Below are 15486 nucleotides of genomic sequence, written 5' to 3'. Positions count from 1 at the left end.
AAATGCAATGGAGCAACTTTGAAAAAAGTATAAAAGATAAAATACTGCCGACCGGTCTTTCCGTTTACTTACAAGCTATGTGGTACGATGCCACCGGCGACTGGGATAAGGCGCATCAGCAGGTAGATCATCTATCGGATGCAACGGCCTGCTGGGTACATGCTTACCTGCACCGTAAGGAAGGTGACCTGGGCAATGCCGGGTATTGGTACAGCCGCGCCGGTAAAAAAATGCCGGCACTCAGCCTGGATGAAGAATGGCAAATAATTGTAAAAGCCTTATTATAAAAATGCTCCCGTTAAAAGCGGGAGCATTTTTGTTATTGTCAGATCTGCAGGAAAATTCTTTATCAATGCATCCAGCCCCACACCGCTGCACTTATGATCACCGCATCGATCAGCAGGCTCAGGAAAAATACAGGGATGGTATATTTTGTAGGCAATGCCGCCAGGTTCACGATCACCACCATGGCCATGGTAAAAATGGTGGATACCAATAATGGGAACTGGTTGCCCGTAATTATCACGGTAATAAAAGTGGCAATGGTAAACACGGTTGTATGTCCCACCAGGCTGATGGCAACCCATAATAAGCGGTTCTTTTGTTGCAAACTTGCCCAGTTGGTGAATTTGTGCCACAGCGCCTGCAGGGAAAAACCTTGCCCGGCTGTGTTAAAGGCTGTAGACTGGTGAGCAGAATGATGGGTGAGCGCTTTCATGATTCATTATTTAATGTTATTGATTTTATTTACAACACAAATTTCCCCACTGGCGGCCACATAGTAAATGACGGCTGTTAACCGGGCACATGATCCTGGTCAGTTGCACACTTTTCGTAAAAACGTATCTTCTTTTCCCACTTTTGTATAACAACCCGCCTCCATTATTGAGCCAACTTTGTGTTATCAAAAACAAATAACAATGAAAAAGACAATTTTAATTACAGGCGCTTCCCGTGGATTCGGTAAGCTTTGGGCTGAAGCATTTTTAGATCGTGGCGATAAAGTAATTGCCACTGCAAGGAATACCAGTGCGTTGAACGACCTGGTAAAAAAATACGGCGATAATGTATTGCCTTTACAACTGGATGTAACTGACCGTAAAGCTGCATTTGACGTGGTACAGAAGGCTGCGGCACATTTTGGCAAACTGGATGTGGTGATCAACAATGCCGGCTATGGTTTATTCGGTACTATTGAAGAAACTACTGAAGCAGAAGCCCGCAGCCAGATGGAAGCCAATGTGTTCGGCTTATTATGGGTTACACAGGCTGCATTGCCCATCATGCGTAAACAGGGGCATGGACATATCATACAGGTATCCAGCGTATTGGGCGTGGCTACTTTACCAACACTGGGTATTTACAACGCTTCTAAATTTGCGGTGGAAGGCCTGAGCGAAACACTGGCAACTGAAGTGCAGGAATTTGGTATCAAGATCACCCTGGTTGAACCCAATGGTTTTGCTACGGAATGGGCTGGTACCTCTGCCATACATTCAGAACCAATTGATGCATATAATAATGTTAAAACGGCATTCCAGAAAGGTTTGGAAAACCCCGATACATTCGGCAAACCATCTGCAACTGTGGATGCAATATTGAAACTGGTGGACAGTGCGAATCCTCCTTTAAGGCTTTTCCTGGGTAAAATAGCTTTGCCATGGGCAAAACAGGTGTACCAGCAGAGGCTGGCAGAGTGGGAAAGCTGGGACGACGTAGCAGTGAAAGCTCACGGGTAAGGTTTACCACATAGGCACATAGAAACACAGGAAATACAAAGAGGGTTAAATGAATAGAGGGTATTGATATAATTCTATATGTCCTATGTTCTCTATGTGCCTATGTGGTTCAATTCCTCGTGTTTTTTTCTAAAAAGTAAATATTTAGTTAGTGGACGACGTAGCAGTGAAGGCACAGGGGTAAGACTTACCACATAGGCACATAGAAACACATAGGAAATACAAAGAGGGTTAAATGAATAGAGGGTATTGATATAATTCTATGTGTCCCTATGTTTTCTATGTGCCTATGTGGTTTAATTTTCTCTATTTTTTCTTAAACAGTAAATGCAGCGCAGGTAAAACTGTGTAGTTTTACACTTCAATTGTTTGGTTATGCAACATCTTAAAAATTTAGGCGAACTACATCACGAACATGGTTTTCCGCCACCCGAAAATCCTTTGTTCAGCCTGATCAAATGCAATGGCACCTGTACCAATCCCGGTATTGAGCATACCAGCGATTTCTATATGATCGGGTTTAAGAAATTCAAATCCGGTACTATAATATATGGTAAAACACATTACGATCATGACCGTGGCACCATGTCATTCATCAAGCCCGGGCAGGCAGTGGGCATGCGCCACCTGGAACTGGAAGAAAATGGTTTTCTCATTTATTTTCATCCCGATTTTTTGAATGGGCACCCATTGCACAGCGAGATAAAAAAGTATGGTTACTTCGATTATGAAGTGAACGAAGCATTGCATTTATCTCCAAGAGAAGAACAGATCATCTGGGAACTGTACGATAAAATGGAAACAGAATATTACAACAACCAGGATGAATACAGCAAAGGCATTATCCTGGGCCATTTGGATTCTATATTAAAATATTCCCAGCGGTTTTATAAAAGGCAATTCATCAACCGCACACAGCTATCGGGCAATACGGTCTCAAAATTCAATGAAGCACTGAATAATTATGCAGAAAAAGATCAGTTGTTTCAGCATGGATTACCAACCGTAAAGCAAATGGCATCGGAACTCAATATCTCTGCCCGTTACCTCAGCGACCTGCTGAAACAGGAAACCGGCAAAACGGCGCTGGATCATATCCATATCTTTTTAGTGAACGAAGCGAAGCATATACTGCTCGGTTCAAATAATACGATTGCAGAAACGGCGTATAAACTCGGCTTTGAGAACCCACCTTATTTTTCCAGGTTATTTAAAAAAGAAACCGGCTTTAGTCCCAACGAATACCGCGAAAAATTTTTAAATTGATACTGCTTTAAAAAATATTATGGCGGTACAAAAAATAAAGCCCACCACAATTGAGGAATACATTCATGCAGCTTCTCCTGCAGTGCAGGAAAAATTATGGAAACTGCACGCATGTATATTAAAAGCAGCGCCGGGTGCTTCAGAAGCATTGAAATGGCGCATGCCCGCTTATAGTTACGATAAGATACTGGTGACTTTTGCCGTATTTAAAAATCATATCGGGTTCTATCCCATGCCGTCTGTACTCGCAGCGTTTACCAAAGAGCTCAGCAGTTATCAAACCGCCAAAGGATCCGTTCAGTTTCCCATCGATAAGCCACTGCCTTTACCATTGATCAGTAAGATGGTAAAATTCCGTGTAAAGGAAAGTAAAGAAGGTATCATCAAATGGCGCTCATAGTAGCATTATTGCATAGTAAAATCTATATTTGTTGCAGTAACACCCAACTGCTGTAATTACCAAATAAAAAACTACTGCTATGCAACAGGTAAACTGGGGAATAATCGGTTGCGGCGATGTGACCGAGGTAAAAAGTGGCCCCGCATTCAATAAAGTACCCAATTCAAAACTGGTGGCCGTAATGCGCCGCGATGCTGCAAAAGCAGCTGATTACGCACAGCGCCACCAGGTGCCCAAATGGTACAGTAATGCAGATGAACTGATCAACGATACCGAAGTAAATGCCATTTATATTGCCACACCACCCGGTTCGCATGAAGCATATGCATTGGCGGCGATCAATGCCGGCAAACCAGTGTATGTAGAAAAACCGATGGCGCTCAGCTACAATGCTGCAAAAAATATTGCTGCTGCCGCCAAAGCAAAAAATATCCCACTTACTGTAGCACATTACCGCAGGGCACAACCGCTGTTCAAAAAAATAAAAGCGCTCATCAGCGAAGGCGCCATTGGCGATGTAAGAATAGCACATCTTGAATTATATAAACCGGCATTGACCACAGCGCAATTAGCCACCAGCCAGCAGGCATGGCGGGTAGATCCTGCTGTTGCAGGCGGTGGTTTATTTCATGATCTTGCACCGCATCAACTGGACCTGCTGTATTATTTTTTTGGCGACGTACAAAAAGCCAGTGGCATTGCCACCAACCAGGCAGGCGATTATAAAGCGGATGACCTGGTAACAGGAAATATTCTTTTCAAAAGCGGTATTGCTTTCAGCGGCAGCTGGTGCTTTAATGCAGCGGCAACAACTGATAACTGCGAAATTGTGGGCAGCCTCGGCTCCATTTATTTCAGTGTTTTTGGTGGCAACAGTATTACTGTTATTGCAAAAGGCGTTACCAATACTTATTCTTTCGAAACATTGCAGCATGTACAACAACCGATGATAGAAGCTACTGTACAATATTTTTTAGGCCAGGGACCCAATCCCTGTACCGGCGAAGAAGGAGCGGAGGTAATGCGGCTGCTGGAAGCCTTTACCACCGGTTAAATAGCTATACAAGCCCCGTAAGATAATATACAGCACCTGATTTGCGTATAAAATAAATTATCTTTGATGGATAACACCACCAGCATTGCCGTATCACTTTTACAATACCATTAACCACCTGCGCATCAATGAAGAGATCATCCTGTACGACAGGGTATTGCATTTTTTGCCCGAAGATGAAGAAATGGTTAAGGATCTTTTGAAGATTGAATACGAAACAGAAAGCACTGCTTATCCATTTACTGCACCGGCTTATAATGCAACCGCTGCTTTGTGGGCGGCAAAAACAATATACACGGCCTGCCAGCTGATCCTGTACAGGGAAAATAAGGAAGAAGAATTACCGCAATTGCTTCCTGCTTATACAGGCGATATGGATGCGGCTGCAATGCTGTCGGCCGACCTGTGCCTGCGTTTTTTGCCACAGGTATTAACCACCACCCGGCATATCGATCCCGAAGATGCATTGATACAATTGCTGGAAAAGCATTTGTTGCAATGGCATTATTCCGCTATCGGCCATGGCTTGGAAAAAACGATCACGGAAGACGATATTATTTTTACGGATAACTGCCTGCAGCAATTGTATATCGACCGGGTGATACAGCAAAAAGATATGCAACTGGCTTTGCAACCATTACTGCAGCAAAAGATAAAAGCTGCCATGGGCATTTATGCCTCCTTATTCTGGAAAGAATTTAAAACTGAAAATATAAATGAATAACATTGAGAAGCTGAATGAAGTATTGAAATACGTTAAGCATGCGTTCATTGGTAAAGACGAGATTGTGGACCTGTTGGGCGTGAGCCTGATTGCCCGGGAAAATGCTTTTTTGCTCGGCCCTCCCGGCACAGCAAAAAGCGCCATCATACGCATGTTATCACAATGTGTGGAAGACGGAAAGAACTTTGAATACCTGCTCACCCGCTTTACAGAACCCAATGAAATATTCGGGCCATTCGATATCCGCAAACTGAAGGATGGAGAACTGGTGACCAATACCGAAGGCATGATGCCCGAAGCTTCCATGGTTTTCCTGGATGAGATATTCAATGCCAACAGTGCGATACTGAACAGCCTGCTGATGGCTTTGAACGAAAAGATATTCCGCAGGGGTAAGGAAACAAAGAAATTGCCGGCACTGATGTTCGTAGGCGCCAGTAATGCATTGCCCGAGGAAGAATCGCTGAATGCCTTGCTCGACCGTTTTTTAATGCGGGTGAAATGCGATTATGTTGACCCTGATAAGCTGCATGAAGTATTACTGGCAGGCTGGAGCCTGGAAAACAACCAGCAAGCAGAAAGGCCGGTGATCTCTTCTGCTGAAATACGTGCATTGCAGCAGGAATGCCGTAACATAAACCTGTCGGATATACGAAAACAATATATCGACATTGTGCATTCCCTGCGTAATACCGGTATCAAGGTTTCGGACAGGCGGGCAGTAAAACTGCAGAACCTTATTGCCGCCAGCGCATTGATATGCGGCCGTACTGAAGCCATCCTCAGTGATCTGTGGGTGCTTAAATATATCTGGGACACCGAAGAACAGATAGAGATACTGGAAGGTATCATCAATAACATCATCGAAAAAGAAATAACAGAAAAAGCGCATCCGCAGGCGGTATATAATAAAGCGCCGAACCCGGAAGAGATCATTAAAGAAGTACAGTACCTGGCTAATAAATGGGAAAATGAACAACTGAGTTTTGAGGAACAGAACGTGGTGAAAGATAAACTGCGCTATGTGCAAACCCGTTGTGGATGGATAAAGAACGCAGAGAACAAACAATATATTCAAACGCAAATAGAAGGTTTATGGCAGAAGATACTGCAGACGATCTGATATATTGGCTGAAGATCGATATTGAGCATAAAAATTATTTAGGCCGGCTGCGGCATTGGGACAATTTAAAAATGGCCACCGATGCACAATGCGTATGGGTAAAGGATTTTACTGCACAGCAATTATCTTCTGCCGAATTAAAATCGATACCATTTGCAGCTTTGTATTATTGTAAAGAGGATAAGTTATTTCCCAAAGGCAGCCTGTTACCTGAAAGAAAGCTGCCCGTATTTTTATGGACACCGGTGGAAAGGGCGTTGCCAGTGGAGCTGCAGGGATACAATCATAATTTCTTCGGCATTCACCAGCAACAGCCATTGCGGTTAGTGCCCTGCGAAGAAGAACAAAAAGCCACGGTACTATTAACAGGCATACAAACTGCGCATGACTATATTGTAACAGCGCCATCGGTAAGATTAAAAAACCTGCAATGGCTGCTGATAAATAACAACGAAGCGTTGATATTTGGTGAGCCCTTGCTGCCCCTGAATGGCAGATCCTATTGGCAAAAAGAACGTTTTATCCTGCCGGTTGGATACAACTTTGAGTTTGCCATACTGGAAAAGATCGCGGCACAGCAAATAGATGAAGAAGAAGCGCATTTAATATGGTGGCAAAATGAAAATAATTATTGCCTGCTGCACAGGGCGCAATTGCAGCCACTCTCCATCGCTTCATGGAAACAAACGGCAATAAATATTTAATCAGTAAAATTTGCAGATCAGCTGACAGCATAAAGCGATATGGATTTTAAACGTTATTATCAATCCAGTAAAGATTATTTCTGGGCCTGGGAAGATGCCGGTGATGTAATAGCTGTTACCGGTGGCAGTACTATTGCCTACACCAAATACGCTGCAGAACTGCTGGAAACCCTTGCCGAAAATGGTCTTCCGTCATTTGGCGCCTTTCTGCTCACTATGATCGCCACTAATAATACTATTGACGATTCTTTACACCAGGTAAAAGAAAAAGTGGCCGCATTATCTTCAGTTTTTCCAAAAGAGGTGAATTTTGGTGCAGAGTTTTTTCACGATGCTTTTGCTTTTTTGGAAATACTCCGTGGCCTTCCTGCGGAATATAAGACCGGTAAACGCCGGCAGGTCTTACTGCAAACCATTTTTGCAGAAGGTCACAACAAATTCAATGTTTCAACTTCGAAGGGTTTGGTGCTGGCTTTAAAAGATAAACGGCGCGACCGGAACAGAACCAGGGAAACCGCCGAACTTATCAGGCAGACCACTATACGGGATTTCAGATCCATTGCATTATTGCTGCGGCAGTTTTCTGATGCAGCATCCATAATCAAAGCAATGGGAGAATTGCCCGAACTGGAAGAAGCGGAACTGCAGTTGCTGGAATCAACTTCTGTGCAAAAGGAAACTTATGAGGACTTTGTGGAAGAACTGATGGATCATCCGCATACCTTTCACATAGCAGCGTTGATAAAACCAATATGGGCGGGATTTAATATTCCTATTTTCAACGCACATCCCAGCGAACAACCATTGGGCGGTGTTTCTGATCTATCTAATAAAGGCGATTTTGATAAATTACTGCTATCGGAGTTTGCCAACGACGATCTTGTTTTTATGAACCGGGTGGCCAATAACGAAGCTTTATACATACACCGCGAAATGCCGCCGGTGAGGGATAAGCTGCACCGCGTCATCCTCGTGGATATTTCTCTAAAAGCATGGGGAACACCCAAGATACTGGCTTTTGCCACCTATATAGCTATTGCACGCCATCCAAAAACGCTCAGTGAATGCAGCGCTTTTGTAGTGGGTAATACCTATACAGCAGTATCCTGCTACGATACAGGCCAGGTGATAGATGCTTTGCAGCAGGTAGATGCCGGGCTGCATGCTGCTAAAGGCCTTGCAGCTTTTTTAGAAGCCCACAAGCAGGATAAACAACTGGAAATATTTTATATAACTACTACGGATGCACTAAAATATCCGCAGGTGCAGGCTGTAATGGCTGCTTACAACCCTTTGTTCAAATATATCATTACTGCTACAGCTGATGGTGAATTGAATTTTTATCAAAATAAAAATAATGCCCGCCGGCGCCTGCAAACCATACGGCTGCCATTGGAAAAATTATGGGTCAAGAATACCGCTAAAAATAAAACCTTCGTTCCCCTTAAAGCGAAGCCAGCACAGGATGCTGCTTACCTGCCATTGCTGTTGCCATTGCCGCGTAAGGTTAAAAAAATGCTGGTAGTGAATGGCGGTGAAAAATATTGCGTCGCAAACAGGTGCCTGTTAAAGCAGGCCAGTGATAAAGACCGTACGCAGGTAAATGGCTGGGAGCTGGTGCTAAAAAATGTTCCCGGGAATGCCTTTTATGAAATAGGAAAAATGGATAGCGGGGAAGTGATCTTCCTGCATTATAATTTACAGAACCAGGAACTGCATATTGTAAACCTGCATACAAAACAGCAGGCAAAAACCATTTTTGATAAATGGAAAAAAGCAGGGTGTAAAGAATTCCTGTTTGACCGGGATCAGAAATTTAAATTTTATCATTACAACCTGCACATTTTTTCTTTTTGATCCTGTGTTTGAAAACGGTGTAATTGAGATTCGGGGAATATGAAATTCCCAAAATGAGTTTTTATAATGACATTTATCAAAGGCGGCGGGAGGAATTGAAAAGGCTGCCGGCAATATTTGCACCTTTCACCACACTCACCAAAATAAGTGATATCTATATCAATACTTCTAATTACCTGGTCGTAAATGGTCACCAGTTATATACCGGCCGCGGTACGATACAGCTATCGCACCATGGTGCTAACACCGAAAGAAAAGAACTGGCCGGCCGGGTGGGTAGCAGCAATGAATTCCGTTTCAGGGATGGCAGTACGATCTTGACTGATAATTTTGGCTATATGGTGCTGAAAAGCAGTAACAGTAATATGCCCGATATTTATATCACTACGGTAGTAAATACGTCGCCTGGCATGGCCACTGCCCAAAATTTTGCAGGCAATGACTTTTTTTATAATAATAACCTTGGGAAGGTGCATATAACCATACAGGAAGTGAAGAATGAGCACAAGTTAGCGAGCATTAAAATGATGAAAAATTATATGGCTTCTTTGGGTCTTAAAGAAGCGAAAGAAAGCGTAGATGGTGAAAAACCTAAGCTGGTACCTGAAAAGATTCCGGTGGAAGAAGCAAGGGAGCTAGTACTGCGGTTAAGCGAAATTGGTTGCAAGGCATCTATTCAACCAACTGAAAGAATCCTGCAAACAATTATCTCTGCCGAAGATTTTTACCAGGAAAATATTGCTAAATTTATCGGGCACATTGTCAATTATGCACCTGCAGGTTAAACCATATCATAGCAACTCATTCCCGCCCGGCGGTATACTGATCAAAGGCAGTGAATTACAGCACTGGTTACAGCAGCTGCAGTACCTGCAGGTAGACCTGTCACGGGTACCCGTATACGCAGTTCCCGGCGCCACAGCCAACAGCCTATGGGGTTGCTTTGTTCCGCTGGCAGATGGGCAGTGGAAACAGGAACACCTGAATGCCTGTGAACCCTGCCAGTTGTTATTTGATAAATTATATATTCCCCAGTATGCCAATATTTATCCCATGATAAGTGCGGCGGAAGCAGCAAAAATGTTTCCATCGGCAATGCACCTGTTACATCCTGAATTCGGGTTGCTGGTACTGGATACGCCTGTACAATGGGGCGAATTGCTTTTATTGCCGGAACCACTTTTGTATAATATCACCCGGCCTGCGGATACGGTATTCATCCCTTCAAAAATTCAGCGGGTGGAAGTTCAATCCCTGCCGCCGGAAGCGTTATTGAAGGATATGGAGGAAAAAACATTTCCCAAAAAAGAAAGCTTTGATGATAAACCATTGAACCTGGCAGAAAAGATGAAAATGCATTTGCTCCGTGCCTTGTTTAAGCCGGCTCCGGGTGGTATTGAAGTGCCAGGTGGACCAGGTGGTGAGGGTAAAGAACAGACCGGGCTGATGAAAGCGTTGGATAAACTTTTGGGTAAAATGATGCCGGGCCTCGATAAGTGGGCTAGTAACAAGATACAGGACCTGGAAGCATTGGAAAAACGCAACCAGTCTGAAATGGAAAAACTCCTGGATATGCTGCGCAAGGATCGGCAGAAGCGTTGAAATACGCCATACCATTGGATGACCAGGGGATAACCAGGGGCAGCCAGTTGGGAAGCTTTGAAATGAGCAGGAGATGGAACAGTTTTGACCTGTTTGGTAACCGGAGTTTCAGTGGGAGCGGTACTTCTTTTACCGGTATGGATTCCTATTCGAAATTGATGCAGGAGTATAACAAAACAGCGCAATTGCTGATTGAACAAAAAGATTATCACAAAGCTGCGTTTGTATACATGAAGCTGCTGAAGAACAACAGCATGGCAGCACATACGCTGGAGCAGGGAAAATTATACCCCGAAGCTGCATCGGTATACCTTAAATACCTGCAGAATAAGAACAAGGCAGCAGAATGTTATGAAAAAGGACACATGATCAGCGATGCGATAGGCTTGTATAAAGAACTGAATGAAAATGAAAAAGTAGGCGACCTGTACATGCTGCAGCACAAAAAGCCGGAAGCGTTCAGTCATTACCAACTGGTGGCCGATGGTCATATCAATAGTCGAAGATATGTAAAAGCTTCTTTGTTGTACCGCAATAAAATGCAGGACACTAATGGAGCCCAACACCTGCTTTTGCAGGGCTGGCGTACCAACAGGGATGCGTTCAATTGTATCAATAATTATTTTGAGAATATACATGATAAAAAATCATTGCTGCATGCAATTGATGAAGTGTATGAAAAGGATACCAATGATAATAATAAAGCGGTTTTTTTATCCGCATTGAAGCATGAGCATAAGAAAGATGCAGCCATTGCTGAACGTACGAAAGAAATAGCGTACGAGATAGTGGCCGGCCAGGCGGCAAAGAACCCGGATATAGTTGCGGAACTTAAAAATTTTAACGAAGATAAATCACTGTCGAAAGATGTGGCCCGCTATAAAGCGAAAAGGCTTTATAATTAGGATCACTTTTGGCTGGTAGCCATTCATCCCAAAAATAATATTATGAAAAAGTATGCCATCTTTTTATGTTGTTCGATGTTTGCATTATTTAGCAATGCACAGGTAACGGTAACGGATAGTGGTAGTTTTTTCCTGCATAAGTTTGCACAGAATATTGGTAAGGAAACATATTATATATCCAAAAAGGGCGGCAATACTGTGTATGATGTGAACTTTAAATTTGTTGACCGTGGTTCGCCCGTGCCTTTAAAAGCGCAGATCGTTGTGGGCAATAACGCGGAGCCGGTAAGCCTTTTTATAAAGGGCAATACGTCCCGCTTTTCACAGATCGATGATTCCATCACTATTCTTAATAAAAAAGTTTCCATCAGGGTGAATGATTCGGTGCACAGTGAATCGCTGCGCCCTGTTGCATTCCCGGTGGCAGGTTATTCTCCCGGCACTGTGCAGATGTTATTGCTGCAGTACTGGAAAAAGCATAAAGAACCACGATCGATCGCAATACTACCCAAAGGAGCCGTAACCATTAAAAAGGACGGCACCGATCAGCTTCGCTTTATGGATAAAGATCTTTTGCTGGACAGGTTTGTGATCAGTGGTTTGATATGGGGCAATGAAATTGTATGGACCGATCAACAGGGAAAACTCATCTGTCTTATCACCAACGATGCAGAAGGAGATAAGCTGGAAATGATGAGCGAACCTTATGAAAGTTTATTGCCCGAACTGATCAGCAAAGCGGCAGCTTATGGTATGCAGCTCTTCACCAAATCGATGAAGATGGATTTTGCCGCCAATAAAACCATTTATATCAAAGGCGGAAAGATACTGGATATCAATACCGGCAATTACCTGGAAAATAAAGTGATCGTAGTAGAAAACGGTACAATAAAAACGATCGCCAGCATGGGCGAAGTAAGTATCGATAATAAAGCCGTGGTGGTGGATGCAACGGGCAAGACGATCATTCCCGGCCTTTGGGATATGCACGCCCATTTTCAACAGGCGGAGTGGGGACCGGCTTACCTGGCCTCGGGCGCCACCACTGTAAGGGATTGCGGTAATGAATTTGGCTATATCAATTCTATTAAAGAAGCCATTGATACCCACAAAGGCGTTGGTCCATTCATCATCAAAGCAGGTATCATTGATGGTCCCGGCCCGATGGGATTGGGCATTGTAAGGGCTACTACTGCAGAGGAAGCCATTAAAGCAGTGCGGATGTACAAGGATAATGGTTTTGCACAGATCAAAATATACAGTTCGGTGCAACCAGCCACAGTAAAGGCCATTGCGGATGAAGCACATCGTTTAGGCTTAACCGTTACCGGGCATATTCCCCAGGGCATGAGCACACAGGCGGGCATTGATTCCGGTATGGACCAGGTGAATCACATGCAATATGTATATGCCATGATGAAACGAAATGCAGACCGCTCCATTAACCTGCAGGATTCACAGTCTGTAGCAGCACTGGAATTTTTAAAAAGCCATCACACGGTCATCGACCCAACGATCGGTGTTTTTGAAATGGTATTCCGCTCCACCGATGACAATTTACTGGAATGGGAACCCAATTATTATAATTTACCCCTGCCATTGCAATCCCTCTTCAATACCATGGGCATGCCTGCTGACCAGGCCCAAAAAAGCAGGCCGGTATATGAAGGCATGCTGAACCTGGTAAAAGTATTGCATGACAAGGGCATTACTTTTGTAGCAGGCACCGATATGGGTTTTCCCGGTTACAGCGTGGCAAGGGAACTGGAGCTATATGTGCAGGCGGGCCTTACACCTTTGCAGGCTTTACAAAGCGCCACGATAGTACCCGCACAGGTAATGCACATGGATAATATCTCCGGCAGCATTACTGTAGGCAAGCATGCCGATCTTGTGATCCTCGACGCAGATCCTTTAACAGAAATGCGCAATATCCGCAAAGTATATAAAGTAGTTAAAGAAGGGCAACTGTACGATCCGGGAACACTCCGTAAAATGGTTGGCTTCGGGAAGTAATGAATAATGAATAATTGCTAATGAATAATGCTCCCGGATTGCAGGTCATTCTTTTTCGGTATACTCCATTACTTGAACATTAAGTATTGAGCGTTGAAAATTGAACATTCTGTATTTCCACTTTTAACTTTTAACTTTGAACCTTCAACTTTGAACCTTTAACTTCCTCTCCGGTCACTCTAAACTCCTTGCCGGTTTTTACAATTACCATATAATGATTTATTTTGTAGCCTTAAACTTTAATACATGAATAAACTATTGTCCATTTTATCGACCGCTTTATTGATATCCGGTTTTGCAGCCGCACAGGAGCCCGTGGATATGGCCATGATGCAAAAGATCCGCGACGAAGAAAAAAATAATTCACAGATCACTATGATAGCGCATAACCTTACGGATGTATGCGGCCCACGCCTTACCAACTCTCCGGGCTACAACCGGGCGCTGGACTGGGTTACAGCCACCTGCCAGCAATGGGGATTGCAGAATGCAGGCCGGGAAGCATGGGGACAGTTTGGTAAAGGATGGAGCAACGAACAGGGTACACTTGCATTAAGAGTGCCTTATTACGAAAATATCATTGCTTATCCTGTGCCCTGGTGCAAGAGTACCAAAAAAGCAGTGAAAGCAGAACTGGTGATGCTGGATGCATTTGATTCGGCCACCATTGATAAAATGGGGGATGCTATTAAAGGAAAGATCGTGATGATAAAACCCGGCGGCGTATCCATACCGGATGCATTTAAAGCTTATGCCACCCGCTACGGTGATACCAGTCTTGACAAACTGCCGGATGAATATATGGTAAGCCGCAAAGAAATGGAAGGATTTCTGCCATTGATAAAGAGCGGCTATTACACTACACTATACCTGGAAAAGAAAGGAGCCGTAGGTTTATTACGCAGCAGCAGGGGCTCTATTGACGGAACTGTTTTTGTAGACGGTGGTGCCGGCTACGGTGTAGGCTTTGAAGCTACCATGCCCGAAATGAAAACGAGCAGGGAAGATTATTTAAAATTGATGCGCCTGGTACAGGATCATAAAAAAGTAGAACTGGAAATGAATGTGCAGAATACTTTTTATGATAAAGACCTGACAGGTTACAATGTAGTAGCCGAAATACCCGGTACCGATCCTACTTTAAAAAGCGAAGTGGTGATGCTGGGTGGCCACCTGGACAGCTGGGCCGGCGGTACCGGTGCCACAGATAACGGCGCTGGTTGCATAGTAACGCTGGAGGCTATACGCATTTTAAAAGCATTGGGCGTACAACCCAAACGCACCATCCGCATTGCATTATGGGGTGGGGAAGAGCAGGGATTGTATGGTAGCTATGGCTATGTAAAAAAACATTTTGCCGATGCTGCTGATATGCAATTAAAACCGGAACATGGAAAGATATCCGCTTACTATAACCTAGATAATGGCAGTGGCAAGATCCGTGGTATCTACACACAGGGTAATGATGCGGTGAATGCTATCTTTAAAGCATGGCTGGCGCCATTTGCAGATATGGGCGCAGCAGGCGGCGTTACCAACAGCAATACCGGCAGCACCGATCATATCAGTTTTGATGCGGTAGGCATTCCCGGTTTCCAGTTCATACAGGATCCGCTGGAATACGAGACCCGTACACACCACAGCAATATGGACACGTACGATCATCTTTCCATTCCCGATATGCAGCAGGCTGCTGTTATCATGGCTGCATTTGTATACAATACCGCCATGCGTGCTGAAAAGCTGCCCCGCAAACCTTTACCACCTGCAGGCAAATTTGTTTTCGATTTCGATTTCCCTATCTAGCCCTGAGCGTAGTCGAAGGGCCTTTACACCAATTTCGAGCGCAGTCGAGAAATGGGTTAATTGAAAAAGTTTCAATTTCATTCCAACATAACACCAGTAAAGGCAAGTTTCAACAACTTGCCTTTACTTTTTCTACAGCAATAACCGCAATTATCCTTGCTTCAATTTGCGGGTTTTACGTACAAATAGCTGCAGGCTGCATATTATATTGTGCAGCCATTTTGTATTTAACTTAATTGCCTTCAAAAAATACAATTGGCATAACAATAATGAATACACTAAAATATTCC

The 15486-nt window shown here is 43.8% G+C and carries 15 protein-coding genes; 14 read left to right on the top strand and 1 reads right to left on the bottom strand.

The window, feature by feature from the left end:
- Window positions 1-2: 2 nt before the first annotated feature.
- Entirely contained in the window at window positions 3-287 is a 285-nt protein-coding gene (locus QM738_RS22620; RefSeq protein ID WP_462279039.1) for a hypothetical protein, read from the top strand.
- A 62-nt stretch (window positions 288-349) separates the two neighbouring features.
- Here QM738_RS22620 and QM738_RS22615 read toward each other — a convergent pair whose 3' ends face one another.
- Window positions 350-718: a hypothetical protein gene (locus QM738_RS22615; RefSeq protein ID WP_462279038.1), complete on the bottom strand. Its 369-nt coding sequence runs from the start codon at window positions 716-718 to the stop codon at window positions 350-352.
- 202 nt (window positions 719-920) lie between these two features.
- Between QM738_RS22615 and QM738_RS22610 the strand changes: the two genes are divergently transcribed.
- From QM738_RS22610 to QM738_RS22550, 13 genes are all read left to right on the top strand, one after another.
- Window positions 921-1739, top strand: coding sequence for an SDR family oxidoreductase (locus QM738_RS22610; protein WP_462279037.1), 819 nt, complete (start codon window positions 921-923; stop codon window positions 1737-1739).
- A gap of 375 nt (window positions 1740-2114) precedes the next feature.
- Complete coding sequence (locus QM738_RS22605) at window positions 2115-3005, top strand: helix-turn-helix domain-containing protein (protein ID WP_462279036.1); 891 nt, start codon at window positions 2115-2117, stop codon at window positions 3003-3005.
- A gap of 19 nt (window positions 3006-3024) precedes the next feature.
- On the top strand, window positions 3025-3405 hold the full coding sequence (locus QM738_RS22600; RefSeq protein WP_462279035.1) for an iron chaperone: 381 nt from the start codon (window positions 3025-3027) through the stop codon (window positions 3403-3405).
- 79 nt (window positions 3406-3484) lie between these two features.
- Window positions 3485-4459 carry a Gfo/Idh/MocA family protein gene (locus tag QM738_RS22595; RefSeq protein WP_462279034.1) on the top strand — a complete coding sequence of 325 codons (975 nt, stop codon included), beginning with the start codon at window positions 3485-3487 and terminating at the stop codon, window positions 4457-4459.
- Window positions 4460-4544: 85 nt separating this feature from the next.
- Window positions 4545-5183, top strand: a complete 639-nt coding sequence (locus QM738_RS22590) for a hypothetical protein (protein ID WP_462279033.1) — start codon at window positions 4545-4547, stop codon at window positions 5181-5183.
- Window positions 5176-6306: an AAA family ATPase gene (locus QM738_RS22585; protein ID WP_462279032.1), complete on the top strand. Its 1131-nt coding sequence runs from the start codon at window positions 5176-5178 to the stop codon at window positions 6304-6306. The genes QM738_RS22590 and QM738_RS22585 overlap by 8 nt, the downstream gene beginning before the upstream one ends.
- Complete coding sequence (locus tag QM738_RS22580) at window positions 6279-7010, top strand: hypothetical protein (RefSeq protein WP_462279031.1); 732 nt, start codon at window positions 6279-6281, stop codon at window positions 7008-7010. The genes QM738_RS22585 and QM738_RS22580 overlap by 28 nt, the downstream gene beginning before the upstream one ends.
- Window positions 7011-7049: 39 nt before the next feature.
- Complete coding sequence (locus tag QM738_RS22575) at window positions 7050-8867, top strand: hypothetical protein (protein WP_462279030.1); 1818 nt, start codon at window positions 7050-7052, stop codon at window positions 8865-8867.
- A 53-nt stretch (window positions 8868-8920) separates the two neighbouring features.
- On the top strand, window positions 8921-9652 hold the full coding sequence (locus QM738_RS22570; RefSeq protein ID WP_462279029.1) for a ribosomal protein L7/L12: 732 nt from the start codon (window positions 8921-8923) through the stop codon (window positions 9650-9652).
- Window positions 9636-10469: a hypothetical protein gene (locus QM738_RS22565; RefSeq protein ID WP_462279028.1), complete on the top strand. Its 834-nt coding sequence runs from the start codon at window positions 9636-9638 to the stop codon at window positions 10467-10469. Before QM738_RS22570 ends, QM738_RS22565 begins: the two co-directional genes overlap by 17 nt.
- Window positions 10466-11374: a tetratricopeptide repeat protein gene (locus QM738_RS22560; RefSeq protein WP_462279027.1), complete on the top strand. Its 909-nt coding sequence runs from the start codon at window positions 10466-10468 to the stop codon at window positions 11372-11374. The genes QM738_RS22565 and QM738_RS22560 overlap by 4 nt, the downstream gene beginning before the upstream one ends.
- A gap of 42 nt (window positions 11375-11416) precedes the next feature.
- Complete coding sequence (locus QM738_RS22555; protein WP_462279026.1) at window positions 11417-13390, top strand: amidohydrolase family protein; 1974 nt, start codon at window positions 11417-11419, stop codon at window positions 13388-13390.
- Between the two features lie 246 nt (window positions 13391-13636).
- Window positions 13637-15196 carry a M20/M25/M40 family metallo-hydrolase gene (locus tag QM738_RS22550; RefSeq protein ID WP_462279025.1) on the top strand — a complete coding sequence of 520 codons (1560 nt, stop codon included), beginning with the start codon at window positions 13637-13639 and terminating at the stop codon, window positions 15194-15196.
- Window positions 15197-15486 lie beyond the last annotated feature (290 nt).

Origin of the sequence: Ferruginibacter sp. (assembly GCF_049840995.1) — a bacterium.
GTDB lineage: Bacteria > Bacteroidota > Bacteroidia > Chitinophagales > Chitinophagaceae > Ferruginibacter.
Note: the sequence above shows the minus strand (reverse complement) of the source record. Positions and strands in the feature narration are given on the sequence as shown.

Bases quoted from the DNA above. Each gene is read 5' to 3' on its own strand.
- QM738_RS22595 (WP_462279034.1), top strand. From the start codon at position 3,485: ATGCAACAGGTAAACTGGGGAATAATCGGTTGCGGCGATGTGACCGAG.
- QM738_RS22600 (WP_462279035.1), top strand. From the start codon at position 3,025: ATGGCGGTACAAAAAATAAAGCCCACCACAATTGAGGAATACATTCAT.
- QM738_RS22610 (WP_462279037.1), top strand. From the start codon at position 921: ATGAAAAAGACAATTTTAATTACAGGCGCTTCCCGTGGATTCGGTAAG.
- QM738_RS22615 (WP_462279038.1), bottom strand. From the start codon at position 718: ATGAAAGCGCTCACCCATCATTCTGCTCACCAGTCTACAGCCTTTAAC.
- QM738_RS22575 (WP_462279030.1), top strand. From the start codon at position 7,050: ATGGATTTTAAACGTTATTATCAATCCAGTAAAGATTATTTCTGGGCC.
- QM738_RS22550 (WP_462279025.1), top strand. From the start codon at position 13,637: ATGAATAAACTATTGTCCATTTTATCGACCGCTTTATTGATATCCGGT.
- QM738_RS22585 (WP_462279032.1), top strand. From the start codon at position 5,176: ATGAATAACATTGAGAAGCTGAATGAAGTATTGAAATACGTTAAGCAT.
- QM738_RS22620 (WP_462279039.1), top strand. From the start codon at position 3: ATGCAATGGAGCAACTTTGAAAAAAGTATAAAAGATAAAATACTGCCG.
- QM738_RS22570 (WP_462279029.1), top strand. From the start codon at position 8,921: ATGAGTTTTTATAATGACATTTATCAAAGGCGGCGGGAGGAATTGAAA.
- QM738_RS22565 (WP_462279028.1), top strand. From the start codon at position 9,636: ATGCACCTGCAGGTTAAACCATATCATAGCAACTCATTCCCGCCCGGC.
- QM738_RS22555 (WP_462279026.1), top strand. From the start codon at position 11,417: ATGAAAAAGTATGCCATCTTTTTATGTTGTTCGATGTTTGCATTATTT.
- QM738_RS22605 (WP_462279036.1), top strand. From the start codon at position 2,115: ATGCAACATCTTAAAAATTTAGGCGAACTACATCACGAACATGGTTTT.
- QM738_RS22580 (WP_462279031.1), top strand. From the start codon at position 6,279: ATGGCAGAAGATACTGCAGACGATCTGATATATTGGCTGAAGATCGAT.